Origin of the sequence: Shewanella sp. WXL01, assembly GCF_012263345.1 — a bacterium.
GTDB lineage: Bacteria > Pseudomonadota > Gammaproteobacteria > Enterobacterales > Shewanellaceae > Shewanella > Shewanella maritima.
Genome location: NZ_JAAIKQ010000008.1, coordinates 138,451 through 163,118, shown reverse-complemented (window position 1 = coordinate 163,118; position 24,668 = coordinate 138,451). Strand labels below are relative to the sequence as shown.

General features: G+C 45.6%; 26 protein-coding genes and 1 tRNA gene. 14 read left to right on the top strand and 13 right to left on the bottom strand.

What is annotated here, in order from left to right; translation table 11 throughout:
• Window positions 1–154: 154 nt before the first annotated feature.
• The 3 genes from G3R49_RS16310 (at window position 155) to G3R49_RS16300 (ending at window position 1,607) form a co-directional block, all read left to right on the top strand.
• Window positions 155–231: transfer RNA gene (locus G3R49_RS16310), tRNA-Asp, on the top strand.
• A 622-nt stretch (window positions 232–853) separates the two neighbouring features.
• Window positions 854–1,105 carry a YkgJ family cysteine cluster protein gene (locus G3R49_RS16305; RefSeq protein WP_167870366.1) on the top strand — a complete coding sequence of 84 codons (252 nt, stop codon included), beginning with the start codon at window positions 854–856 and terminating at the stop codon, window positions 1,103–1,105.
• A gap of 43 nt (window positions 1,106–1,148) precedes the next feature.
• Window positions 1,149–1,607 (top strand): Rrf2 family transcriptional regulator, encoded by a 459-nt coding sequence (locus tag G3R49_RS16300; RefSeq protein WP_167870365.1) that lies wholly within the window; start codon window positions 1,149–1,151, stop codon window positions 1,605–1,607.
• Here G3R49_RS16300 and G3R49_RS16295 read toward each other — a convergent pair.
• The 4 genes from G3R49_RS16295 to gpmM are packed head-to-tail and all read right to left on the bottom strand — an operon-like array spanning window position 1,579 to window position 6,369.
• Complete coding sequence (locus tag G3R49_RS16295; RefSeq protein WP_348633936.1) at window positions 1,579–2,382, bottom strand: divergent polysaccharide deacetylase family protein; 804 nt, start codon at window positions 2,380–2,382, stop codon at window positions 1,579–1,581. The two genes, G3R49_RS16300 and G3R49_RS16295, sit on opposite strands and share 29 nt — an antisense overlap.
• Window positions 2,383–2,407: 25 nt before the next feature.
• On the bottom strand, window positions 2,408–3,622 hold the full coding sequence (locus tag G3R49_RS16290; RefSeq protein WP_167870364.1) for a S41 family peptidase: 1,215 nt from the start codon (window positions 3,620–3,622) through the stop codon (window positions 2,408–2,410).
• 58 nt (window positions 3,623–3,680) lie between these two features.
• Entirely contained in the window at window positions 3,681–4,814 is a 1,134-nt protein-coding gene (locus G3R49_RS16285) for a peptidoglycan DD-metalloendopeptidase family protein (protein ID WP_167870363.1), read from the bottom strand.
• 10 nt (window positions 4,815–4,824) lie between these two features.
• The gene (gene gpmM, locus G3R49_RS16280) at window positions 4,825–6,369 is read right to left on the bottom strand and encodes a 2,3-bisphosphoglycerate-independent phosphoglycerate mutase (protein ID WP_167870362.1); all 1,545 of its coding nucleotides are present in this window, start codon (window positions 6,367–6,369) and stop codon (window positions 4,825–4,827) included.
• Between the two features lie 270 nt (window positions 6,370–6,639).
• Between gpmM and G3R49_RS16275 the strand changes: the two genes are divergently transcribed.
• The 4 genes from G3R49_RS16275 to G3R49_RS16260 all read left to right on the top strand — a co-directional run bounded on the left by G3R49_RS16275 (window position 6,640) and on the right by G3R49_RS16260 (window position 10,076).
• Entirely contained in the window at window positions 6,640–7,074 is a 435-nt protein-coding gene (locus G3R49_RS16275) for a rhodanese-like domain-containing protein (protein WP_167870361.1), read from the top strand.
• Window positions 7,075–7,271: 197 nt separating this feature from the next.
• Entirely contained in the window at window positions 7,272–7,748 is a 477-nt protein-coding gene (gene secB, locus G3R49_RS16270; protein ID WP_130599884.1) for a protein-export chaperone SecB, read from the top strand.
• A gap of 5 nt (window positions 7,749–7,753) precedes the next feature.
• Window positions 7,754–8,770: an NAD(P)H-dependent glycerol-3-phosphate dehydrogenase gene (gene gpsA / locus G3R49_RS16265; protein WP_130599886.1), complete on the top strand. Its 1,017-nt coding sequence runs from the start codon at window positions 7,754–7,756 to the stop codon at window positions 8,768–8,770.
• A 121-nt stretch (window positions 8,771–8,891) separates the two neighbouring features.
• Complete coding sequence (locus G3R49_RS16260) at window positions 8,892–10,076, top strand: NAD(P)/FAD-dependent oxidoreductase (RefSeq protein ID WP_167870360.1); 1,185 nt, start codon at window positions 8,892–8,894, stop codon at window positions 10,074–10,076.
• Window positions 10,077–10,145: 69 nt separating this feature from the next.
• On the opposite strand, the gene G3R49_RS16255 is transcribed toward G3R49_RS16260, so the two are convergent.
• The gene (locus G3R49_RS16255; RefSeq protein WP_167870359.1) at window positions 10,146–10,775 is read right to left on the bottom strand and encodes a TMEM175 family protein; all 630 of its coding nucleotides are present in this window, start codon (window positions 10,773–10,775) and stop codon (window positions 10,146–10,148) included.
• 76 nt (window positions 10,776–10,851) lie between these two features.
• Complete coding sequence (locus G3R49_RS16250) at window positions 10,852–11,781, bottom strand: sodium-dependent bicarbonate transport family permease (protein WP_167870358.1); 930 nt, start codon at window positions 11,779–11,781, stop codon at window positions 10,852–10,854.
• 321 nt (window positions 11,782–12,102) lie between these two features.
• Between G3R49_RS16250 and G3R49_RS16245 the strand changes: the two genes are divergently transcribed.
• Window positions 12,103–13,035 (top strand): LysR family transcriptional regulator, encoded by a 933-nt coding sequence (locus G3R49_RS16245; RefSeq protein WP_167870357.1) that lies wholly within the window; start codon window positions 12,103–12,105, stop codon window positions 13,033–13,035.
• A gap of 15 nt (window positions 13,036–13,050) precedes the next feature.
• Here the strand turns inward: G3R49_RS16245 and G3R49_RS16240 are convergent, their stop codons facing one another.
• From G3R49_RS16240 to G3R49_RS16230, 3 genes are all read right to left on the bottom strand, one after another.
• Complete coding sequence (locus tag G3R49_RS16240) at window positions 13,051–13,848, bottom strand: ABC transporter substrate-binding protein (protein WP_167870356.1); 798 nt, start codon at window positions 13,846–13,848, stop codon at window positions 13,051–13,053.
• 171 nt (window positions 13,849–14,019) lie between these two features.
• Window positions 14,020–15,207 (bottom strand): flagellar assembly protein T N-terminal domain-containing protein, encoded by a 1,188-nt coding sequence (locus G3R49_RS16235; protein WP_167870355.1) that lies wholly within the window; start codon window positions 15,205–15,207, stop codon window positions 14,020–14,022.
• Between the two features lie 3 nt (window positions 15,208–15,210).
• Window positions 15,211–15,939 (bottom strand): flagellar basal body L-ring protein FlgH, encoded by a 729-nt coding sequence (locus G3R49_RS16230; RefSeq protein WP_167870354.1) that lies wholly within the window; start codon window positions 15,937–15,939, stop codon window positions 15,211–15,213.
• A 193-nt stretch (window positions 15,940–16,132) separates the two neighbouring features.
• Here G3R49_RS16230 and G3R49_RS16225 point away from each other — a divergent pair, with 193 nt between their 5' ends.
• Both G3R49_RS16225 and G3R49_RS16220 read left to right on the top strand, forming a co-directional pair.
• Entirely contained in the window at window positions 16,133–16,852 is a 720-nt protein-coding gene (locus tag G3R49_RS16225) for a hypothetical protein (protein WP_167870353.1), read from the top strand.
• A gap of 51 nt (window positions 16,853–16,903) precedes the next feature.
• Complete coding sequence (locus tag G3R49_RS16220) at window positions 16,904–17,374, top strand: LPP20 family lipoprotein (protein ID WP_210147246.1); 471 nt, start codon at window positions 16,904–16,906, stop codon at window positions 17,372–17,374.
• Between the two features lie 49 nt (window positions 17,375–17,423).
• On the opposite strand, the gene gltS is transcribed toward G3R49_RS16220, so the two are convergent.
• Entirely contained in the window at window positions 17,424–18,650 is a 1,227-nt protein-coding gene (gene gltS / locus G3R49_RS16215) for a sodium/glutamate symporter (protein ID WP_167870352.1), read from the bottom strand.
• Window positions 18,651–18,940: 290 nt separating this feature from the next.
• On the opposite strand from gltS, the gene G3R49_RS16210 reads away from it, so the two are divergent.
• The 4 genes from G3R49_RS16210 (at window position 18,941) to mog (ending at window position 22,315) form a co-directional block, all read left to right on the top strand.
• Complete coding sequence (locus G3R49_RS16210) at window positions 18,941–20,257, top strand: anaerobic C4-dicarboxylate transporter (protein WP_130599903.1); 1,317 nt, start codon at window positions 18,941–18,943, stop codon at window positions 20,255–20,257.
• 207 nt (window positions 20,258–20,464) lie between these two features.
• Window positions 20,465–21,049, top strand: coding sequence for a TetR/AcrR family transcriptional regulator (locus G3R49_RS16205; RefSeq protein ID WP_167870351.1), 585 nt, complete (start codon window positions 20,465–20,467; stop codon window positions 21,047–21,049).
• 47 nt (window positions 21,050–21,096) lie between these two features.
• Window positions 21,097–21,594, top strand: coding sequence for a C40 family peptidase (locus G3R49_RS16200; protein ID WP_167870350.1), 498 nt, complete (start codon window positions 21,097–21,099; stop codon window positions 21,592–21,594).
• Window positions 21,595–21,781: 187 nt separating this feature from the next.
• On the top strand, window positions 21,782–22,315 hold the full coding sequence (mog, locus tag G3R49_RS16195; protein WP_130599909.1) for a molybdopterin adenylyltransferase: 534 nt from the start codon (window positions 21,782–21,784) through the stop codon (window positions 22,313–22,315).
• A gap of 120 nt (window positions 22,316–22,435) precedes the next feature.
• Here mog and G3R49_RS16190 read toward each other — a convergent pair whose 3' ends face one another.
• The 3 genes from G3R49_RS16190 to G3R49_RS16180 form a co-directional block, all read right to left on the bottom strand.
• Window positions 22,436–22,711, bottom strand: coding sequence for a hypothetical protein (locus G3R49_RS16190; RefSeq protein WP_130599911.1), 276 nt, complete (start codon window positions 22,709–22,711; stop codon window positions 22,436–22,438).
• Between the two features lie 88 nt (window positions 22,712–22,799).
• The gene (locus G3R49_RS16185) at window positions 22,800–23,933 is read right to left on the bottom strand and encodes an ABC transporter permease (protein WP_130599913.1); all 1,134 of its coding nucleotides are present in this window, start codon (window positions 23,931–23,933) and stop codon (window positions 22,800–22,802) included.
• Entirely contained in the window at window positions 23,933–24,667 is a 735-nt protein-coding gene (locus G3R49_RS16180; protein ID WP_167870349.1) for an ATP-binding cassette domain-containing protein, read from the bottom strand. The genes G3R49_RS16185 and G3R49_RS16180 overlap by 1 nt, the downstream gene beginning before the upstream one ends.
• Window position 24,668: the final 1 nt, after the last annotated feature.

Genomic DNA, 24,668 nt, shown 5'->3' with positions numbered 1-24,668 from the left:
AGCAGTGAAACGCAATCGCGCCGATGGTAGTGTGGGGTTTCCCCATGTGAGAGTAGGTCATTTCCAGACGCCTAATTAGCTTTTTATAAATGAAAGCAAGTCCCCTAGCCTTGACACGTTAGCGACTTAAAAAGAATTTAGACTTCGGTCTAAAGGAGCGGTAGTTCAGTTGGTTAGAATACCGGCCTGTCACGCCGGGGGTCGCGGGTTCGAGTCCCGTCCGCTCCGCCAACATAAAGAGAAAAGCCTCATCGATTGATGAGGCTTTTTTCGTTTTGCACGTTCGAAAATGCGGTAGTTCAGTTGGACTTACATTGTTCGCGACAATGTTTAGCATATACTCCTTCCCTGGAGATATTAGACTCTTTTGAATAGTAAGCGGCGTGTCTCGCGTGCCGAAGACACATGGGTTTAAAAGCAAGTTCGCCCCAGCTTACGCGCTTGTGGCTATCGCCACACTCGCGCCCACCAACATAAAGAGCAAAGCCTCATCGATTGATGAGGCTTTTTTTCGTTTTACGCGTTCAAAAATCATAGTTGGTCTGGAGATAAGTGCTTTCACTCCTCACGTCAGTTAGGGGTTGGCTAGTACCAATAGTCGCCCACGGTGCTTAGATAAAGCTTTTTCTCGTAAGTGCCGGTATTTTTATGTTTCTGGCATCCAAACATCCTGAATGGCCTTTCGAGGTCGGTGAAGTGTTTTTCAGCACGACATATTTCTATATGCAGATTATCTGATTTTATTTTCTGAAAACTAAAACATACATAACAAATATTTGTTTTAGTGCTTCCTTATAATGTGAAACTCAGTACACTAGGCAAGTGTTTAATGCTTTGTCTTTAGGTTGTTCAAGTGGATTGTCGATTAGGTTGTGGTGCCTGCTGTATTGCGCCATCTATAACTAGCCCAATACCTGGAATGCCCAATGGCAAGCCTGCTGGCGTGCGTTGCGTCCAGTTAAATGACGATAACTTGTGTAAGATTTTTGACCAGCCTGAACGCCCTGATGTTTGCGGTGCCTTTGTGCCTTGTGAAGATGTTTGTGGTGACACTAATGAGCAAGCATTGATCTTAATCACTGAGCTTGAACAAAGTACTGGCTAACTCTTGGCAGTAGAAGTAGCAACAGAAGTAGAGTAACTGAAGTATGAAACTAACTCGATATACAGACTACGGCATTCGTATTTTGATGTACGTGGCAATGCAGCACGAGCGTGAAAAGCTGTTTCGTATTGCAGAAGTTACCGAGGTATTTACTCTGTCGTCAAATCATGTGGCAAAGATTATTCACCACCTAGGCAAGCTCGGTTATATCAATACCATTCGCGGAAAAAGCGGCGGCTTTAAACTGGCAGTGTTACCTAGCGAGATCAATTTAGGGCAATTAATACGTGAGCTGGAAAACTCATTGGCCCCGATTGATTGTGATGAGCCAAAATGCCGCTTCACGTCTGTATGCGCATTCAAAGGCATACTTGGTAAGGCTGTTGCTGCTTATCTTGCCGTGTTAGATGAATATACCCTTGCTGACATTGTAGTGAATAAGTCAGAGTTGATGTCGACTTTATCTGATCTTGCTATTCCAGTGTTGACGCTTGAGTCGTAGTCACTTGTTCTGCAATTAAGTTAGGCTTGGTATTACGGTCAAGCACATTTGCCACAATCTCACCATTAGCGTCATATAAGCTAGATGCGCTGACTAGCCTCACCCCATTCTGGGTGAGTAAATTCATATTCTTCTTTAAGTAGCTCACCGTTTCAGGGTATGGGTGACCAATTAGAATGACTTGCCCTAGCTGCTTTGCTTGATCAATAGCTAATCTGAATTGTTTGTCTAGCGCGCTATAACGTTTGTCATTGTCTAAAAACACTTGTCGATATAGCAGCGGTACGCCTGCTGTTTCAGCTTGTGCTGTTGCCTTGCTAAATTTAGTGGTTACGCTGTCGACAAAATAGAGATTCTTTTGCTTGAGGCTCTGCATTACCCACTTCATTGGCGTTGATAGCTGGGTAAAGAAACTACCCATGTGGTTATTAACGCCTTTAGCAAATGGAATGTCTTCTACGGCATCAATAACTGTTTGTTTGATTTGCCGCTCGTTCATTTGATTGGTGAGCCCACCAGGACCTAGCTTGCGACCGTCAAGCGACTGCATAGGAATGTGCAGCATGATCTCGTGACCATTATTGTAGCCTTGCTGAGCCAACGTTTTGCCTAGTGGCGTATGTGGTAGCACGGCAAGGGTGATACTAGGATCTAATGACAGCACAGCTTTGTCCGTTTGCCGGTAACCAATATCGTCAATAATAATGGCGAGATTGGCGGCAAATGCCGGAAAGCATGTCAGTAAACATGTAACTGTTAATAGTAATAAGCGCACGGTTCTGAGTAATCGGTATATAGTTTTAGTTATTATTTTGCGAAATCCAATTAATTGCAGAGCTTATATGTAGGTCTTTAAGAGGATCATCTAAATTATAAGCTGTGATTATAGGCACATTTGTGTTTGTTGATACAGTGTTAAAGTCGACTTTTATGTCTGGAGCGATGCCGACACTGTGAATGTCATTGCCCTTAGGTGTGTTGTATTTGGCAATGGTTAGTTTGATGGCATTTCCTTGAGACAACATAGGAATAAGGCTTTGTACAGTTCCTTTGCCAAAGCTTTTCTCTCCCAGTAACACGGCTCGGTCATTTTCTTGCAGCGCCGCTGCTAACACCTCTGAGGCCGAAGCCGAGCCTTTATTGATCAGTACCGCAACTGGCAACTGGTTGAAAATGGTGTGTTTAGAAGCATAGTAGTCTTCATTGGCATCAAAAAAGCGTCCTTGAGTCGAGACGATGCGTCCTTTATCGAGAAACAAGTCAGCGATTTCGATGGCCTGATCTAACAGTCCACCCGGATTATTGCGCACATCCAAAATTACGCCATCTAGCTGCAGCTCTTGCCAGGCTATAGACTGTTTAATAATGGCCTTGGCTGCATCAGACTGAAAATTGGCGATATTAATGTAACCAATATTGTTGATTACTCTCGCCTGGATTGACTCAATGTGCACGTGGCTTGGTGATAGGATCAACTCGCGCTGCTCATCTAAAGCATCAGATACTACAGTTAAGTTTATCGCCTGGTTTTGCTGGCTATGTTGTTTAATACCCGTGAGCACCATGTTGAGGTTACTCTCAGTTACCTCTACTTCATTGAAGTGAGAAATCACATCACCGGGCATAATACCGGCGTTAGCTGCAGGGGAGCCTGCAAAAGGAGTGATGACGGTTATTTTGCCGCCTTCAGTCGCAACCTCGAAGCCAAAACCAAAATACTCACCTTTATTGCTGTCGGTAAGGGATTGGAACGCTTGACGATTAAGGAAGCCTGAATAGGGGTCGAGGTGTTTAAACACACCATCAATTGCCGCCTTGATAAGCTCTGGGCGCTCGACCTGATTAAGGTAATAAGTTTCGACAGTGTCGATAACATCATATAGCAGCGCTAAATCATATTCTTGGCCGCTGGATTCTGCTCGAATGAAAGTATGTTCTGAGCTAGATAAGCTCACTGACATTGCAACAAGTACGCCGCAAATAAAGCATGCTAGATAACGCAAAGACTGGTGCATAACATCCCCTTGTGAAGCAAGGGCGGCGTCATCACGTGTGCTTTATAAACCAGATTGGTTAGCGACAATATCTCGCTGGGTTGACGGCTTGCCCTTTGTGCCTTATCTCAAAGTATAGGCCAGGTTCTGTCTGTCCACCCGAACGTCCTACTAATCCGATGGATTCGCCTTTACTCACAGCGTCGCCGACTTCGCGTAAAAGCGCCTGCGCATGGCCATAGAGGCTCATATAGCCTTCACCATGATCAATGACTAAAACCATACCAAAGCCGCGTAACCAGTCTGAATAAATGACTTTTCCGTCGGCAATCGCTTGAATGTCTTGGCCTTCTGGGGCGGATAAAATGGTGCCTTTCCAGTTAATTTGTCCTGAGCGGCGGCTACCAAATTTTTTCGATGTTCGGCCTTTGGTCGGCCACTTTAGTTTGCCTTTTAATTTGGCAAGGCCATCCATGCTTGGGCTGTTCTTAGCGGCGCGCATTGCCTGTTGCACGATTTGCTTAAGGCTGGCTTCTTCGATTTGTAGCTGTTCAAGTTCAGCACCTTTGCTAGATAGGGTGCGCTGAAGCTGAGTTAGGGTTTGCTGACGCTGATTTTGTTCGGCTGAAAGAGTTTTGGCGTACTTTTGTTGACTCAATATGGTTGAGTTGAGCTTTTGCTGTTGTTGTTGTTGCTGGCTTACCACTTGATTTAATTCTTGCGCAGTAGATTTTAAATCAGCAATAGCCTGCATGCGGGCGTTATTGAGGTATTGATAGTAAGTTAGCATACGCTCAACTGTGGCAGGGTTTTGCTGGTTGAGCATCATTTTGCTGTAGTCGTGATTGCCGGCAAGGTACGCGCTTGATAATTGCTTTGAGAGTGTCTTTTGTTGTTTTTGCTTGCGTTTATCTAGCTCAACACGCTGCAGGTTTAATTCATCGAGCTGTTTGTTTAGCGAGGCGAGCTCAGTCTTGGTTTGATTAACTTGCTGCGCGGCTTTGGCGATGGCCTTTTCATCGCTTTTTAGCAGCGCGATCAGCTTTTCACGTTGTTTGCTGGTGTCTTGTAGTGAGCTTTGCTGCTTAGAGATCTGTGCCTGAATCGCTTTAAGCTCTGATTGACGTTTTTCAAGATCAGCACTTTGGGCAGAAGAGGTTAGCAATAAAAAGCCAGCGATAACGCTGGCTTTAACAAGGTGTCGAAGGATCACGTTTATTCTTTTACTCTGTTATGTCGATTATGCAACGTCCTGACATTTCAGCAGGAATCTTTTGTCCCATCAACGATAACATAGTCGGAGCGATATCGCTTAATCTTCCGTCAGCTTTTATTTGTGCTTCTCGGCCAACATAAATAAACGGTACTAACTCGCTAGTATGGGCAGTATGTGCCTGACCTGTACTTTCATCAGCCATTTGCTCAGCATTACCGTGGTCGGCAGTAATAATGCACTCGCCGCCTACTTTTTGTAGCGCTTCAACTACGCGACCAATACAGCTATCAACCGCCTCACAGGCTTTAACTGCCGCATCAAAACTACCAGTGTGACCAACCATGTCGCCATTAGGATAGTTACAGATGATCACGTCATAGTCGGTAGACTCGATAGCACCGACAAGTTTGTCGGTTAGCTCAGTAGAGCTCATTTCTGGCTGTAAGTCGTAAGTTGCCACTTTAGGTGATTCAATAAGAATACGGTCTTCGCCCTCAAATGGCTGCTCTTTGCCACCGTTGAAGAAGAAAGTGACGTGTGCATATTTCTCAGTCTCAGAAATACGTAGCTGCTTTTTACCCAAGTTTTGTAAGGTTTCACCTAGGGTATTAACCAAATCTTCTGACGGGTAGGCAATAGGGGCATTAATGTCTGCTGCGTACTCGGTCAGCATAACAAAGTTAACTTCAGGCGTTTTATTACGAGCAAAACCATCAAAGTCAGCATTGACGAAACTGCGAGTAATTTGACGCGCGCGGTCAGCACGGAAGTTCATAAAGATCAGTGCGTCACCATCGTTAAGTGTGGCAATGTCACCATCGGCGTTTGTAATAGCTGATGCTGCCACAAACTCGTCGTTTTCATCACGGGCATAAGCGGCTTCTAGCGCATCAACCGCGTTGCTATAAGTATGCTCAGCTTTGCCTTCGGTAATTAGCTCATAGGCTTTAGTCACACGTTCCCAGCGATTGTCACGATCCATGGCGTAGTAACGACCAATAATCGATGCCACTTGACCGCAACCTTGCTCGGCAAACATTTCGCTAAAGTGCGCTAGGCTACCTTTGGCGCTGCGAGGTGGCGTATCACGACCGTCTAGGAATGCATGCAAATAAACCTTTTTGGCACCGCGCGCGATGGCAAGCTTGCACATAGCTTCGATATGCTCTTCGTGGCTATGTACACCGCCTGGTGACAATAAGCCCATTACGTGCACCGCGCCGTCGTTAGCAATGGCTTTATCAACAGCTGTAACTAATGCTGGATTGTGGTCGAACTCGTTGTCAGCAATGGCTTTGCTGATTCGGGTAAGTTCTTGGTAAACAATGCGGCCTGAACCGATATTAATATGGCCGACTTCTGAGTTACCCATTTGACCATCAGGCAAACCTACGTCAATACCTGAGCCCGAAATCAGGCTATTAGGGTACGTGGCGTTAAGCTTGTCGAGCACTGGCGTGTTGGCATGATGAATTGCGTTATCTTTTGGATTGTCACGGTATCCCCATCCATCGAGGATCAATAACGCCAATGGGCGTTTTGCAGTTGTCATTGTGCTACCTCTTAGTAAGCAAAGTTTGAATGTTAAGAAATTGGCGATGAAATTTTGAATTGTATGAATATTACTACTTATCCGGCAGTGTAAAAAGATCAAAGCGCGTTTAGATGCGTTTGGTGTTATAAATTTTCAATCTAAATTACAAAAAACGCTGCAATGCTGGTCGATGCCTGATTTGAGGCGATTCTTTGGTGAAACTTCAATGGCAAAACTATATACTCGTGGCTCGTTATTAGCGTCAATGTCTCTAAATAGGCTGTAAACATGCAAGAATACATTCAATTTTTTCAAGCTAACCCAATTCTAAGTCTGGCTTGGGTTGGTTTATTTGTGGCTTTTATTGTGACTACGGTTAAGTCAGCAACCTCAAAAGTAGCCAATATCAATCATCAAACATTGACTCAAATGGTGAATAAGCAAGACGCCATTGTGGTAGATGTGCGCTCAAAAGATGAGTTTAAAAAAGGTCACATCGTAGGGGCGAAAAACGTCACTATGTCTGAAATCAAAAATAATCAAGCTACAAGCCTTGAAAAGCATAAAACTAGTCCCATTATAGTTGTATGTAACGCTGGCATGACTTCATCGCAAGCTTCGCAACTACTGGTTAAACAAGGCTTTGAAAGCGTATTTAACCTAACTGGTGGTATGACTGACTGGAAAGCAGCAAACCTGCCTGTAGTCGCTGGTAAGCGATAAGTAGCTGACAAATAAAACCGCGTTTGCAGACATGCATTCGAAGGTAAAAACATAGGATCCTGCTTAAACAAAGGGCTTAGTAATAAGTTTCAATTAGGTAGACCGAGACGGGTATAAGGGTTAGGTGATTCACTTAACCCACTAACAATAAACCCGATAAATAAGCATCAACAAATTATATTATTAGGTAGGACATCATGGCTGAAGAAGTAGCAAACAACGCAGAAAACCCACAGTTCAACATTCAACGCATCTACATGAAAGATGTGTCTTTTGAAACGCCAAACAGCCCAGCTGTTTTCCAAAAAGAGTGGACGCCAGAAGTTAAACTGGACCTAGATACTCGTAGTAACAAGCTAGCTGATGACACTTATGAAGTGATTTTATCGCTAACTGTGACTGCTAATAATGGCGACGAAACTGCGTTCCTATGTGAAGTTCAGCAAGCGGGTATTTTCTCAATCGCTGGTCTAACTGAGCCACAACTAGCTCACTCATTAGGTGCATACTGCCCTAACGTACTATTCCCATACGCTCGCGAAGCAGTTAGCAGCTTAGTTTCTCGTGGTACTTTCCCACAACTAAACCTAGCGCCAGTTAACTTTGACGCACTATTTGCTCAATACGTTCAACAGCGCCAAGCTGAAGCGTCAACTGAAGAAGCAAACGCATAATTACTATGAGTAACACTGCCGACATTACGGTACTAGGGGCGGGGTCTTACGGCACCGCCCTTGCCATCTCTCTTGCGAGTAATGGTCACCGAACCTTGCTTTGGGGTCATGAGCCTGAGCACATGCACAAATTGGCAAACGATCGCCGTAATGACGAGTTTTTGCCAGGGATTGATTTTCCTGACAGTCTCGAAATTGAAGCTGATTTAGCAACTGCGCTAGCTGCCAGCAATAATGTGCTGGTTGTGGTGCCAAGCCATGTGTTTGGTGAAGTGCTGCAATTAGCAAAACCTTTGCTACGTGACGATGCGCGTATTGTGTGGGCGACAAAAGGCCTTGAGCCTGAAACCGGTCGTTTACTGCAAGATGTTGCTCGCGAGCAGCTTGGTGAGCAGTTCCCGCTAGCGGTATTGTCGGGCCCGACATTTGCCAAAGAGCTTGCTGCTGGTATGCCAACTGCAATTTCTGTAGCCGGTACTTGCCCTGAGTTTACGCAGGACTTAGTAGACCTTCTGCACAGCCCTAAGCGTTTGCGCGTTTATGCGAATGAGGACTTTATTGGCCTACAACTTGGCGGCGCAGTTAAAAACGTTATCGCAATTGGTGCGGGTATGTCTGACGGCATTGGCTTTGGCGCTAACGCTCGCACAGCATTAATTACTCGTGGCTTAGTTGAGTTAACTCGTTTAGGCGTGGCGTTAGGTGCTGGCAACAATACCTTTATGGGCATGGCTGGCTTGGGTGACTTGGTATTAACATGTACCGACAACCAATCGCGTAACCGCCGTTTTGGTTTGGCGTTAGGTCAAGGCAAAGATGTTGATACCGCGCAGGTTGAAATTGGCCAGGTGGTTGAAGGTTATCGCAACACTAAAGAGGTTTACACGCTTGCTAAACGCTTAGGTGTAGAGATGCCAATTACCGAGCAAATTTATCAGGTGCTATACCAAGGTAAGCATCCGGCTGATGCGGCTAAAGAGCTACTTGGGCGTGACAAAAAAATGGAAACGCCTGAGAGCTAATAGGCTTGATAACGAGCAGTGTTTTATCGACAAAAGGGTGCTAATATAGCGCCCTTTTTTGTGTCTGATTAAAAATCACCCAGTATTTGGCTGGACGATTTAGTGGTAAGTGAGAACAAACGTGAAACATCAAGATGTGATCATTATTGGCGCAGGAGCGGCTGGCTTAATGTGCGCGGCAACGGCGGGTTATCGCGGCAAGCAAGTGCTGGTACTAGATAATGCCAAGCAGGCAGGGCGTAAAATTTTGATCAGTGGTGGTGGTCGTTGTAACTTCACTAACCAAAAGGTTGAGCCGCACCAGTTTATTTGCGCCAATCCTCATTTTGTTAAATCTGCGCTGGCGCGTTATAAGTCGAGCGACTTTATAGAGCTGGTTGAGCGTCATGGGATTGAGTATCACGAGCGCGATCACGGCCAGCTATTTTGCAATGACTCAGCTAAAGAAATTGTCACCATGCTGATGACAGAGTGTGATTGGGCGGGCGCTAATGTGCAGCTGCGCACTGAGATCAACAAAGTTGAAAAGCTAGCTTCTGGTCAATTCAAACTGACCACTTCTAATGGTGACTATGGTTGTGATTCGCTGGTAATTGCCACTGGTGGCTTGTCGATGCCAAAACTTGGGGCTACACCGTTTGGCTATCAATTAGCTGAGCAGTTTGGCTTGAAGGTGCTGCCAACTACCGCAGGCTTAGTCCCATTTACCTGGCATGCTGAGCAAAAAGCGCAGTTTGAGGGATTATCTGGCATCGCTGTGCCTTCGACCATTACTGCCGAAAACGGCACTCAGTTTAGTGAAGCCTTGCTATTTACCCATCGCGGTTTATCAGGCCCTGCTGTACTGCAAATCTCTAACTACTGGAAACCTGGGCAAGCAATCCACATCAACCTACTACCTAATGATGATGCCATCGAGCTAATGACATCTGCTTTAGAAAGTAGCCCTAAACAAAGCCTGCGTAACACCCTAAGTCAGTGGTTGCCAAAGCGTTTAGTTGAAGCCTTGTTTGACAGTGCGCAACTCGATAAAGCGCTCAATCAACTTGGTCACGGTGAGCGTGATACTATTGCCAAGCAGCTAAACAAATGGTCGTTAGTGATGAACGGCACTGAGGGTTATCGCACCGCAGAGGTAACCTTGGGCGGCGTTGATACCAATGAGTTATCGTCAAAAACCATGGAAGCGAAACAAGTACCGGGCTTATTCTTCGCCGGTGAAGTAATGGATGTCAGCGGCTGGCTCGGTGGCTTTAACTTCCAGTGGGCATGGTCATCAGGTGTTGCTGTGGGAATGGCGGTGTAAAGGTAGAACTAGCATTTTGTGTGCACACTAAAATGCTATGGTTTGAACGATCAACACGCCTTAATCAAGCTATTGCTTTGACAAACGTTTTTTTAGCGGCTCCAAGTGATGACGTTTAGAAAATAAGATAGGGATCAGCACAAAGGTTAACTCCCAGGCCAAACTTGAGTGCAGCGCTGCGACTATACTTAGTGCTGCAACTAAGGGCTCAGATAGTGTGTCCTTACTGCGAGCTTGTAACTTGTCAATATCGAGCCCTTCTATACGAAGCTCTGGGTGGTTAGCCAATCGGCGCCACCCTAGCCACAACATGACGCCCACTGCTAATAGGTTCAAGCTATAGACCACCAAAATTAGGGTTTGGCTGTCATCCACATTTATGAACTGATTAGTTACCGGGATCAGCATTAGAAAGGCCAGCAACCACAATTGTTGCATCATCAAGCTTCGGTCTACATGCTTCATTACAGAGAACAACTCAACGTGTTTAACCCAGTTAGCTGCTATTACGGCAAATGTAAGTAAATAGACACCCATTTCCGGCAGATTTGCCATGAGTAATGCATTGATTTCACTCGCAGAAGGTTCGCTGCTAATTGCGGGTAACTCGACATTACTTATCAGCAGAATAAGACTGAGTGCGAATACATTGTCAGCTAATCGCTGCAGACGCATTTTTGCCAGTTGTGGGTCTAGCATATTCGTTTTCCTTTGCTTTAGTCACACACCTGGATTTTAGTCTACTTTAGAAAGTCACTAATTAGTACTTTGTGCTCTAACCCTTAATATAGCTCGCCAGTGCGATAAAAAACGGTACACCGACAAGCACGTTAAATGGAAAGGTGATCCCAAGTGATGCAGTAATAGACAGCCCAGCATTGGCCTCGGGTAAGCTTTGTTTCATCGCTGCAGGCACCGCAATATAAGAAGCACTTGCGCCTAACACGGCCATAAGTGCAACGCCGCCTGCGCTTAGCCCCATCAGCACCCCTAAACCGATCCCCGCACTGCCACCAATCAGTGGCATCAATACTGAAAAGCTAACTAAAAACAGGCTATTGCTCTTTAAAGTTGATAATTGCTCAGCGGCGACCATGCCCATTTTTAATAAGAATAGCGCCAGCACACCAGAGAAAAGCTGCATAAAGAATGGCGCGAGCTTTTGTACGCTGTCACCGCCTACAAAACCAATGATAAGACTGCCGAGCATCAGCAATATGCTTTGATTGGCAACCAGTTCATGTTTGATAAATTCAGCATTGACGATTTTAAAACTGCCTTTTGCCAGAATGAGTCCAACAACAATGGCTGGCATTTCCAGTAAGACGACGAACAGCGGAAAATAAGCTTCGTATTTAATGTTCGCTGCTTCAAGCAGAGCAACTGCAACTGCATAGGTGGCAACACTGACTGAGCCATAGTGCGCCGCAACTGCGCCAGCATTGATTTTATCTAGCTGACCAAAGTAGCGCAGCAGCGGGTAGGCGATAAGCGGGATAATCAGGCCAAAGCCTATGACGGCGAGCGACATGCTAAATAAGGCAGGGTCAACGTGTTGTTGCAGTGCAATACCACCTTTTAGACCAATTGCCACCATTAAAAACAAGCTAAGTGACTTGTATAAGCTGTCTGGAAAGCTCAGCTTTGCTCCAAGCAATTGACTGCCGGCACCTAAGATAAAAAATGCTACTACTGCATCAATCATGGCTATTTCTCGCGAGAGTATTGGTTAGCGTAGCTTGCGCGTTGAAGTTTGAGCTGTTTGAGAGAGCTAACCACAGCCAGGCTGAATAGTGTTAGTGCTAAGGCTGCAAATGCAGGCATTGTTTGCCCAATCAAAGAGCTTAAAACATAAAAGCCGCTAAGTACTAGGCTTGTGATAACTGCCAGTGCTGATGTTCTGCTTAACATGTACTACCTCATTCATGCTTGAGTGAAATTTCGCCAAAGTTTACATTTACATTTGATTAGATAAAAATAGATATTTACTAATATTTAATTAGATTTTTATCTATGGATGGTTGCCATGTCTTCACGATTGCATGCACATATTGGTACCTTTCGACAGCTTGAGATTCTTCTGGCACTACATGAGCAAGGCAGTGTCAAGGCGGCTGCTGAGACTTGTTTTCTGACTCAGCCTACCGTTTCGATGCAGCTAAAAAAGCTTGCTGATGCCATTGGTATGCCGCTTTATCAGCAAGTAGGGCGCAAGTTGCAGTTTACTGATGCGGGACTGGCAACAGTTGCTACGGCTAAGCAAATTCTGCAAAGCTGTGAAGAATTAGACATGCAGCTTTCAAGCTTAAAGGGCTTGCGATCAGGTACGCTGCGCATCGCTTGTGCAACCACGGCTAAGTACTTTATTCCACATTTGCTGGGGCCTTTTTGTGAACGTTATCCTGGGATTGAGGTGCAATTTACTGTGGCAAACCGCCAACAGGTGATAGATAGATTAGAGCAAGGCTTGGATGACTTTTACGTCTTCAGTTATGTACCTGAAGGGTTAGATATTGAGGTGGCTGAGTTTATGCCTAATGATTTGGTCGCCATTGCTAAGGCCGACCATCCATTGGCGCAACAGTCACAAGTGTCGCTGCAGGCGTTTTGTCAGGCAGACTTTTTAATGCGCGAAGCGGGTTCTGGTACCCGTTATTCAATTGAGAACTTCTTTAAGCAGCAACAGTTCCAGCCCAATATTAAGATGACCATTGCCAGTAATGAGGCAATTATCCATTCAGTGCTATCTGGTTTAGGCGTGTCGATTTTATCAGCGCACACATTGGCATTTGGTGAGAATTACGATGTTAAGGTGCTCAATGTAGAATCTTTGCCGATTGTGTCGCTGTGGACATTCGCCTGGGCAAAATCGCGCGCGTTATCACCCATAGCGCAGGTGTTTCTTGATTATGTGAACACTCAAGGCCGTAGCGAAATGCAGCAAGCATTTAGTCTATAGGCTTGAACAGCACAACTAGTTGCTGGTGGCTTTCCCTGTTGCCATGGTTGGCGTTTCTTCAAAGCGGCAGGCATGAGTATGGCGATTAAATTGCTCGACGAATTCTGGGTAGCGTTTAACAAACTGATTGCCAAAATACACCCCTAGCGGCAAGGTGCGGTTGTGTACCACTTCAAACATTTCCATTGGTAAACCGGCTTTAGCAATTGCATCCTCAAACAGCAACTTATTTTCCATCATAGCGTCAATGCGGCCTTTTTGTAGTAGAGCGAGTAGCTCATTGATATGGTCCGCTTGATGAATTAATTGAAAGTCATTTTGTTTAAGCCAATAGGTGGTGTTTGAATGCTTGCGACTACCAAAATAGGCTTGTTGCTTAATGGTTTGTGGATCGAGTGGTACTTGAGTTCCCTTTAGCAGGTAATAATTCCAGGTTTGCGCTATAAAGGGTTCAGAGAATACCGCATAGCTGTCGCGTTGGTCGTTTTTGGCTGCCGAGAAAAATCCATCATACTTACCTTGCTCAACGGCAAATTGCGCTCTTCCCCAGGGTAAGAAAATCACTTTATACGGCTGCTGCAGCCGTCGCATCACACATGCTAGCGCATCAATTGCTGCGCCGGTTTGATCATTGCCGGTTTGCATTTGATAAGGCGGCCATTCCTGGGTGCTAATGGTGATGATTCGATCTATTTGCGTAGCCTGGGTTGTAGATACCAAGGTTATGGTTAGCAATATGGCAGTGATTGCAGTTAAACAATAACTGCCAAGTCGAGTAAGTAGGTTAGGAGGGATGCGAGCATAAGTGGTCATAGGTCTAGTACATCGCCATTATTGTTATTTTTAATAGTATTAGCTTAGTCTAACGGGCTTAGGAGTCAAAAGGTGGCGATATATTTGTCTGGCTTGTACGAATAGAGACGCTTAGCCTAACCCCATTACTTACTCATAACATAAGTGGAGCTAGCAATATTAAGATAGGGGCTAGTGCTGCGCAGCTATTACGGCATCATAAAGCTCAATCTGATCTTGCTTGGCACCGGTAACGTCTTGATGATCTGGCACTTTAAGCAGACTGGTTTTGTTACTTACCTGCATCACTTCAAGGTAAACCGGCTGCTCAGGTGGCATCCAGGTCGACAATACGGCGTTGTTGAGTGGGATGTTGTTCAACTTAATGTGCTGGAATTTATCGCCTTTTTCTACGCCATGTAAGGTGCCGATATTAACCGTGACATATTCATCACCGCTGTTGATCACGATAGCCTTGGTAGACTCGCAGCTGAGTTTGCGGTTAATGTCTTGCGCCACTTTAAACAAGGTATTCACCACAGCTTTGCCATATTCGCTGCGCCAAAATAAGCTATTAGCCATATCGACACGACTATAGCTGTCAAACGACCAAGCACCTTCCCCATGGTATTCCTCTTCTAACAAGATGCTGTCGCTGATACGGTCATACATAAACATCTTAATGGTGAAGTTTCGCATCGGTACTTTAGTCTCACCGACCAAGTTAGCCGTAATTTGGTCGAATAGGCTTATGTCGCGCAGGTAGCCAAACACCAGGTATTGGCTTTGAAATTGGTTGTTGAGTCCGTGGGAAATACCTTTAACAGACTTGAGGTTGATGCTGTCAAAGCTCGATGTCGGCTGGAATACCATTTCTGGAATTAACTCTTCTACGAAGATATTTGGCTGATTACTCAGTTCATTTTTAATGCGAGAAGCCACATGAAATGGCAGGGCTGCAATATCACCGGCAGCCGCCTGGGCAGGCGTTAACATCGGGAACTGAGCGACAATCAGCTGCTTTAGATAATCGTCTTTGACGCAATTGGCGACAGTGTGCATATTCACTTTGAGGTTAATTGTCAGCTTACCGCCAGCAATCGCCTCATTAAGAATGACGATTTCGCTGATCTGCTGATTTGACACCAATTTGCTTTGGGTGCTTGTTAGTAAGCCGCCAGAGACGGTGTTTTCAATGCTGATAAAGCTACTTGCTTGCAAGGACGCATTCTCAATGGCTTGTTCGATCGCTTGCTTGCGGATTTGGTTATAGTTATTGCCATCATAGGTGACAGATTCCTGGCCTAAATACCATTTGGCGAAAGCTGGTGACACAGGCAGCAATAAGGCGAGCAAACAAAGGGATAGAAAGTGCTTCATTAGTTAACCAAATACGCTGAGCAATTTAGAAATCAGTGACGCGTCTTGGTTATCTTGTTGTTCGCCTTTGCCGCTGACTTCTATCACTGTATTTCCCACCATTTGTGAGTCAATGGAGTGATCAGCTGCTATGTCGGTCACTCTAATTTCCCCTGAAAAGCGCACATATTCATCACCTTTGTTGAGTTTGAACCACTTTTCTCCAGCCACGATCAAATTGCCGTTTGGCAGCTTTTCTCTAACCGCTACGGTAATGGTGCCCGTCAGCGAGTTATTGTGGTTGCTAGCAGATGAACTATCGAAGTTTTCTTCTTGCGAGTAGTCGGCACTAAGGTTGCCCTCGTTAATACTAATGCTGCCAGCGTTAATGTTGGGCGACATATTGAACTCGTCAGAACGGTCTTTTGAGTAACTGATGGACTTTTTTGAGGTCATGGCTTCATTAAGGCGGATCAAAATCATATCGCCGACTTCGTAGCGATTGTTATTTTGGTAAATGCTGTAGATATTGTTGGGGTTGAACAATGAGCCGGTAACTTGTTGCGCTTGTTGGATATGGTTGTTTCTTACCGGGCGATATTGAGGATCGCCGCGTTGCACTTCTTCTTTAGTGCTGGCCACATTGACCCTGGTGTCTTCTTTGGTTGGCACCTTGATTTCAGCAACTTCTGTGCTGCTGCAAGCAGTAATGGTAACCAAGCACAATGCCAGCAAAATAGTGTTTATTTTCATTATGTTCAGCTCAGTACGGTATTCAGGTAGTCCATTTAAAACTAAACAAATTAGCGAATCTACGCCCTTTACAATAACTCCTTGGGTTCTCCTTTTTTTCTGCACAATCTCGATTTAATTGCACATTATCATGCAGTTATCGGTAATGGCCTTTGAGCAAAGCTTGAAGGCGTGAGCTAATTTGAGAGTGTATATGTCGATACAAGATTCTTGGTCCTGGCTGCAATCTACTATGAGCTTTTCAATTGGCAGTAATGTTGATGAGGTGAGTGCGGCCTTTGAGCAACAGTCTGCTGATGAGTTTACTGGCATCCTGCAGCAAGCGGCTGTTTCACAGTCTATGTCGCGAATGGTTAGTGTTGATGTACCTGAGTCCTTATCGTCTGTCAGTAGCTTTTCAGTGAGTGCAATTCAGCAGCAGTTGTTATCAGAAGTTGGTTTAGCCGACTTAAATAGCTTGTCGCTTAACGTAAGTGATGCGGTGATATCAGTGTTACAACAAGGCTTTTTGATGTCGCTGCAAACGAGCATGGTGCAAAGTGCCATTAGTAACAGTGTTGCGGCAACCACAGATGCTGAGCAGCAAGCAGAATTAGGCGATGGCTTAGATAGTTTTGCAACTTATGCTTTTGGTGATGACGGGCTGAACGCTCAAGATGCGATCGACACGCTTAATGTGCTTAATCACACACCTATCGTTTCTAGCGTGTATCAAGGGCTTACGGGGAAAGAAGTTAGCCCAGCTGCCAATGTTGTTGGCAGTGCATTATATGCAGGACCAATGGCTGCGGGCGCGACGGCTGTTGAGCTTGGTGTTGATTACTTTAATCAAAATCACTCTACAGGATTATGGTCTGCTATGAGTTCGATGTTTAGCGAGCAGGCGGCATCTGATAACGCGAACAACGAGTAGATACCAATAGTGTTGCCAAGCAATTGCAGCAACAGAATGAACGGGAGAGCTATGTTTAATCGAATCGTGTGGGTTGGCTGTTTATTGTTGTTTGGTCTATCGCTATTTGGCTGTGAAAGCGTTGGCTATACTAATGACAGCGATAAGTCAGACTATCCGGTATTAACCGCAGTTGGTTATGCACCCATATCACAGCAACCCGCGCTGTTGGAGAAAGAAAAGGTGCTGCAAGCCATGGAGGCGTCAAAAATTCTGGCTTATCGGGAGTTAGCTGAGCAGGTTTATGGAATGCAACTTAGCTCTAACTCAGTCGCAAAGGGTTACTTTCTCAATAGCATAGACACTAAGGTTAAAATACAAGGCGTTATCAAAGGTGCCAAAGTCGTTAAAACCTATCCGGTTGATGGCTTTTATGTCACTGAATTAGAGCTAGATTTTAAACTTGTGCGTGATTTATATATGCAATCTGAAAGCCCAGTTCAATCTAACACCTTGATTGTTGAGCCTGTGAAAAATTTCTAGTTATTTAGTGTGCTTAGGTTAGCGCTGCCAACCTAAGCAGTCGCTTAAATTACAGCTGATTAAGAAAGTAAGGAATAATCAGGGCGTTGGCGAGGTCAATAAAGAAGGCACAAACTAGCGGTACGATAATAAATGCTTGTGCGCTATGGCCGTAGCGTTGTGATACAGCTGCCATATTGGCCATTGCCGTTGGTGTTGAGCCGAGCGAGATCCCACCAAAACCTGAGCAAATCACTGCTGCATCATAGTTTTTCCCCATTGCTGGAAATACCACGAAAATATTGACCAGAATCGCGATAATAAACTGCGCAGCTAAGATTGCGAAAATAGGCCCGGCAAGATCGATGAGTGTCCATAGCTGCATACTCATTAATGACATGGCTAAAAAGGTACCTAGAGATATATCGGCAATTAAATCGACTGCGGCAGTGCGCGTTGGCCATGCCGTACCTGTGAGTCTTGGATAGGTTTTCGGTACTAGGTTGGTGATAACAATACCGGCAAATAAACAGGTAACAAACAGCGGTAAATCTAGTCCTAACTCACTAACTAGCTCATTTAAAAAGAATCCTAAAATCACACAGATGTGAATGGCCAGCAGTGCGTCAAGAAAATCAAATGACGTCATTCGTACCGGCGTTTCCGTTTCTTTACCTTTCGTTTCAGCAATATCTGTTTGAGGAGTTGGTGCGAGTTGGTGCTTGTTGATCAAGTATTTTGCAATAGGCCCACCCATCAAGCTGGCTAGAATGAGTCCGAAGGTTGCACTGGCGATACCAATTTCCATGGCGGTTGTCAGCCCAAACTGTTCTTGAATTTTAGGTGCCCAGGCGATGGCTGTACCATGTCCGCCAATTAGCGATACGCTACCGCCTAACATGCCGACTACGCTTTCTTGACCAAAAGCGGCGGCCACACTGATACCAGTGAGATTTTGTAAAATCATATAGCCGATGGTAACAGCAAGTAAGATGATGAGTGGTTTACCGCCTTTGAACAGGTCCCCCAGGCTGGCGTTGATGCCGATAGTGGTGAAGAAATAGACCAGTAGTACGTCTCGCGCCATAAGGTCAAAACTGACTTCGATGTTGGCGAGGGCATAGATAAGGCTAAAGAGCAGCGAAAAAATGATCCCGCCTGATACTGGCTCGGGGATACTGAACTCTTTTAAAAAGCCAATAACCTGATTTAACCTACGACCAATAAACAGCACTATGATGCCGATGGTCACGGTGAAGAATGAGTTAAGCTGTAGTACGCCGTCTGTAAATTCCATCTATCCCTCAGAACCAGGTTACTTAATTAGTTAATGCTCAAGCTAACAGAGTTTATGCCCTTGAGAAAGTGTTGATAACTTTCTGCAAGTCAGCGGTTTATGTAGCTTCTGTGTTATCGGCTCGAATTGGCTTTACCGTATGGTGAGCCTAACTGCTGAAGTAGTTGTGAATCTGATCACGAATTTAAGGGTGCACTTTCTATTCACCCTAGAAGCATGACACGTATCACTAATCGCTTTTTTCCCTATGGTATACCTGCACAAAGTTCTGCAAGTCTGACGGGGAGACTATGTTTACGTTACATATGTTATTGCTGCTGTGCGTCATTTTTATTGGCATTCGCTATGGTGGAATAGCCTTCGGTTTATTAGGTGGTTTAGGGGTTTCGGTATTGGCCTTTGTATTTGGTATTGCGCCAGGTACGCCGCCAATCGGCGTTATGCTGATCATCCTCGCCGTGGTTGCGGCATCTGCCACACTTGAGGCAACCGGTGGCTTAAAGCTGTTAGTTCGCTTTGCTGAGAAGCTGCTGCGTAAACACCCTGAGCACATTGTCTTCCTTGGACCTTTATGTACGTATTCGCTCACTGTGCTGGTGGGTACAGGCCATTCAGTTTATCCATTGCTGCCGGTAATTTACGATGTAGCTTACAAAAAAGGCATTCGCCCTGAACGTCCGCTTGCGATGGCCTCGGTCGCCTCACAAATGGGGATTACTGCTAGCCCAATTGCGGCCGCAGCCGCTGTGGTGATGGCTACTGCGGTTGATAACAACCTAGATATTGGCCTAGTTGATGTGCTTATGGTGACGATTCCCGCAACGCTATCCGGTCTTTTAGTTGCCTGTATTTGGAGCTTAAAGCGCGGTAAGGACTTAGATAAAGACCCTGAGTTTCAAGCACGTTTAGCAGATCCAGAATTTAAAGCAGGGCTGGTGGATAAAACCGATGCCATTGAGCAAACTGCTGCAGAGCAGTCGGTTGCTAAAAAAGGGCTAGGTGTGTTCTTGCTGGGTATCTTGTCGGTAATCGTGGTTGCTATGTTCAGCAAGGAAATTCTGCCTCAAGGCGTGAAAATGTCGGTGGCGATCCAGTTTATGATGCTGTCAGTAGGCGCCATCATCTTACTGGCAACCAATGTTAGTCCAAAGAAAATTGCTAGCAGCAATGTATTCACCGCAGGTATGAGCGCGGTGATCATCATCTTTGGTATTGCCTGGATGAGCGACACCATTATTAGCCATCACAAGAGCGATTTGGTTGATGCGGTAAAAGACATTGTTGAGGTATACCCGTGGACATTTGCTATTGCCATGTTTGTGGTATCGGTATTCTTGAAAAGCCAGGCTGCGGTATTAACCATTATGTTGCCACTGGGCTTTAGTCTCGGCATTCCTGCGCCTGTACTCATTGGTGTGCTGCCGGCTTGTTACGCTTACTTCTTCTTCCCGTTTTATCCAAGTGATCTAGCGGCAATCAGTTTTGACCGCTCAGGCACAACACGAATCGGTAAGTATGTGCTCAATCATAGCTTTTTAATTCCGGGCTTTATTGGAGTGATCACCGCAACGGTTACCGGTTACTTTATTTCAATGGCGGTGAACTAGGTACAAACTCACGCAATACTATTAAATTTAAAGGCTGCCCAAGGGCAGCTTTTTGCTTTAAAGCGTATTTAGTTGCACAAGATAATTTGCGATTCGTTAATAACTAGGCGGTCGGTCTACTTTGTTCTATCATTAGTGTCAGTTTAGTCATATTAAAAGTAAACAAGGACATTAGCTGTGTGAGTGACATAGCTAGGGATGAGAGTTATGAAAAAGTCGTCTACCAGCCGTCAGGTTATTTGCAGTGCCGGAGAGCGTTTGTTTTCGCAGTTTGGTTTAAGCGCTGTGGGTATCAAGGTTATTCTTGATGAAGTGGGGATCCCCAAAGGGTCGTTCTATCATTACTTCAAAAGCAAAGAAGCCTTTGCTGTGTGTGTGGCTGAGCAATACTTTGAGCAAACACTGGCATCTATTGAGTTCGATGAGCTGTTAGATTTTAAAGAAAATCTATCGACCATGCTGACGGCCTACCATGGCATGCTGGATGACTTAACCAGCGTGAGCCCGATTAAGGGCTGCTTGTTGGCGAATTTAATGATTGAAGCCACCGATAATTTCCCAGAGCTCAAAGCCTCGGTTAATAGCCTGTATGAGCGCTGGATTGAGCAGCTTGCGCAGTTGTTCTATCAGGGACAACAACAAGGCTTTATCGCGAAAGAGCGTGACACTTCATTTATGGCGCATGTGTTTTGGAATCAGTGGCAAGGCGTGGTGTTGCGCTTAAAGATAGATGGCGACAAGCAAGCTGCTAAGCGCAGTTTGGTGCAAAGCGTGCAGTTAATGACGCGCTAGTGGAAGGCATCCACGTGAGTCGTTATTGAAGTTTGAGGTGACCCTAAATGTTTAGTTTTGCTCGGGTGCTAAACGTCATTGTTGTGGCAGTGCTGCTAACGCTAACTGCATGTAGCTCAGCGCCGCCACCTCAATCCACTCCTTCCTCAAAAACAAGCAAGGTGACTCAAGCTAACTGGAACGAAGCACGCATTCGCGCTTTTTATCAGCAGTGGCAAGGCGTGCCGTATCGTCTTGGCGGCATGGATAAGCGTGGTACAGATTGCTCTGGTCTGGTGGTATTGGCATACCAGTTGTTAGTTGGCGGCAGTATACCTCGTACTACTGAGCAGCAAACCAGCTTAGGCTATAAGGTAGCCAAGTCGGAATTACAGGCAGGCGATTTAGTGTTTTTTAAAACCTCTTGGCGTGGCAGGCACGTGGGTATTTACCTTTCAAATAGGCAGTTTTTACATGTATCGAGTAGCCGCGGCGTGATGATTTCGAGTCTTGATAACGTGTATTGGCAGCCAAGATATTGGTTTGCGTCACGCTTAGTTAATTAGCCTAATGCTGCGCGGTGACTAATCGCCAATCTTACGTCGAATTGTGCTAGTTTATGACCACTCTTGAATGCAAAAAGCTGAATAAAAAAATTGAATACAACAAAGACAGATAAGTTGTCGTCGCTTATGTGAATGAGTGAGTGTTTCAGTGCGCTGAGGCGACAAGTATGAATATGAGGATAGATTAATGACGAAAGCAAAAATCGGTATTGTTACCGTGAGTGACCGCGCCAGTGCCGGTGTGTATGAAGACATCTCAGGTAAAGCGATTATTGATGTGCTAAATGAGTACCTGACCTCTGAGTGGGAGCCGGTTTATAAGGTGATCCCGGATGAGCAAGACGTGATTGAAGCAACGCTTATCGATATGGCAGATAACCAAGATTGCTGTTTAGTGGTCACGACTGGTGGTACTGGTCCTGCTAAGCGTGATGTTACCCCAGAAGCAACAGAAGCTGTGTGTGACCGCATGATGCCTGGCTTTGGTGAGCTAATGCGCGCTGAGTCATTAAAGTTCGTGCCAACGGCAATTTTGTCGCGCCAGACTGCAGGTTTACGTGCAGATAGCCTGATTGTGAATCTGCCAGGTAAGCCAAAGTCTATCCGCGAGTGTCTAGATGCGGTATTCCCAGCGATTCCTTACTGTATTGATCTGATGGAAGGACCTTTCCTGGAATGCGACGAGTCAGTTATTAAGCCGTTCCGTCCAAAAGCTAAGTAGCTTTCTGACGCTAAGCCGCTTAGCTGCATGCAAACAAAAGCCGCGCCTGTACATATACAGTCGCGGCTTTTTCTATTGCCTTGTCCTTTGAGTAAACGGGGCTAGCTGTTCAAACTTATTCTACAAACGATTAATTTGCTGCTTAACCTCAAACCCTTCATCAGTCACTAACTTCTCAAGCACTTGCACACGCTCTTTTAATGCCTGGTTTTGCGCTTGTAGGTCGGCAACATGACTGCTGAATTGGGCATCTTGCTTTGATGATGCCTCAGCTGCTTGACCCGCGAGTTTCCCTTTTGGGTACTTGGCTTTCATATAGTATTTAAATAGCTCGGTGGCGGTGGTTCCCATAACTATCAATGCCACTAAGGTGATGATTGCGATATCGTTTTCCATACTTCCTCCACTAGCTGCCTTTTGCCTATTTGTGCTCAAAAACATCGGGCAGCGGTTAATTACAAGGTGGCGCTTTAGGTGCTAAGCACTACAAGCCAAATACCACCTTTTCGCTTTTAAGTGATTTCTCCATACCAAAGGCAAGACCTAAGGCGATGACTAGCGTGGCGACAGTTGATACAACTAACTGGGTCACTGGTAGCGCTTGGCCTTTAATAAATGCCATTAGTGCTTGTTGCTGACCTGATACTGGCAGCCATTGCAACATATCGGGCGCGATGTTGTAGCTTGCAGCCATCGACAGCGCGATTGGTACAAACAGCACCATGGTTAGGTATGACTGCGCTTCTTTAAAGGTTTTTGCCATAAATGACACGAACAGTTGCAGAGTTGCCGCTAGCAGGGCTACTGGCGCACCAATGGCGAACATCAAGCCGATAAAGTCCATCGAGATGTTGACGCTAAATCCAAGCTCATGCCAAGGCACAAAGGTGTAGGCGACTTTGGAGATAAGCATGATGAGTATTAACCCCAACATAGCAAAGCAAGTCACGGCAATAACCTTGCCCCACACTAGTTGGCGGGTGGTGATCGGGTGGCTTAGCAGCAAGGCTAATGAGTCACGCTCGCGCTCACCGGCACTGGTATCAATGGCAAGGTTCATCGCCGAGATAAACACCGAATAAATCATGGTGAAAATCGCGATACCCAAAATAAACCCACCTTTAGAGTCGGATGTTGCCTGATCGTACACTGTGACTTTAATTGGCGCAGCCACTTGCGGGTTAATACCGCGAGCAATTAAACGCAAGCTGCCCATTTCGAGACTGTATAGCTGTAAGCGCTTTTCCAGGCGACGAATAGACTGCTGCAATTTCTCGTTTGATTGATCGGCAATGACAAATACTTCAGCGGCTTTGGCCTGCGACATGTCTTTGGCGTAGTCATCACTGATCCGCAAGGTGATGTCTTTAACATCTTCGCCTTCGCCGTGGGCGATGCCATTGTTGTCGAGGTAGCGCACTAAATCAGGTGCGTTGTCAGCTTTTTCAATGGTGATTTTCAGATCTTCTGGGCTAGATAGCTGACCGATCAGCACCATAAACATGCCGCACATTAATAGCGGCGTACCAATGGCGTAGTATAAGCCCGCCATGACTGAACGTTTGTCGCGCGCGGCATCAATTAGCTCTTTTCGCACCATAGCAAATATTGTTTTCATTAGGCTGCAATTCCTTCGTCAGTACCAATGAGAGCGATAAAGGCATCTTCAAGTGAGTCTTTACCTGTTTGTTGACAGAGTTCATCTGGGCTGCCAATTGCCACTACTTGACCTTTTGCCATCACGATAACGCGGTCACACAGTGCGGCGACTTCTTGCATCACGTGGCTTGAAAACAGCACGCAGTGCCCCTGACTTTTTAGCTCCAGCAAGATGTCACGCAGCAAGCGCGTACTCATTACGTCGAGCCCACGGGTTGGCTCATCGAGGATAATGTTGCTTGGCTGATGAACGATTGCCTGAGCAAGCGCGGTTTTCATGCGTTGACCCTGAGAGAAACCTTTACAGCGGCGGTCGGAAATATCTTCAAGATTAAGCTGCTCAATCACTTTGGCAGTGGCTGCTTTGGCATCTTTGCGCCCCATGCCACTTAGCTCGGCAAAGTAGCTGATGTACTCTCTTGGCGTTAAACGCTCGTACAGACCAAATGGGTCAGGGAACAAACCAAGTTGTTGCTTTGCGCCAATAGGATCTTTAGCGACATCAATATCATCAACGCTTGATACGCCAGCATCTGGTTTTAATAAGCCGAAAAGCGTGCGCAAACAGGTGGTTTTGCCGGCACCATTTGGGCCAAGCAATCCGGTAATTTGACCATTTTCAGCGCTAAAACTTAGGTTATTAAGCGCCTGCACATCGCCAATCTTCTTCGATAAATTCTCTACTTTAATCATG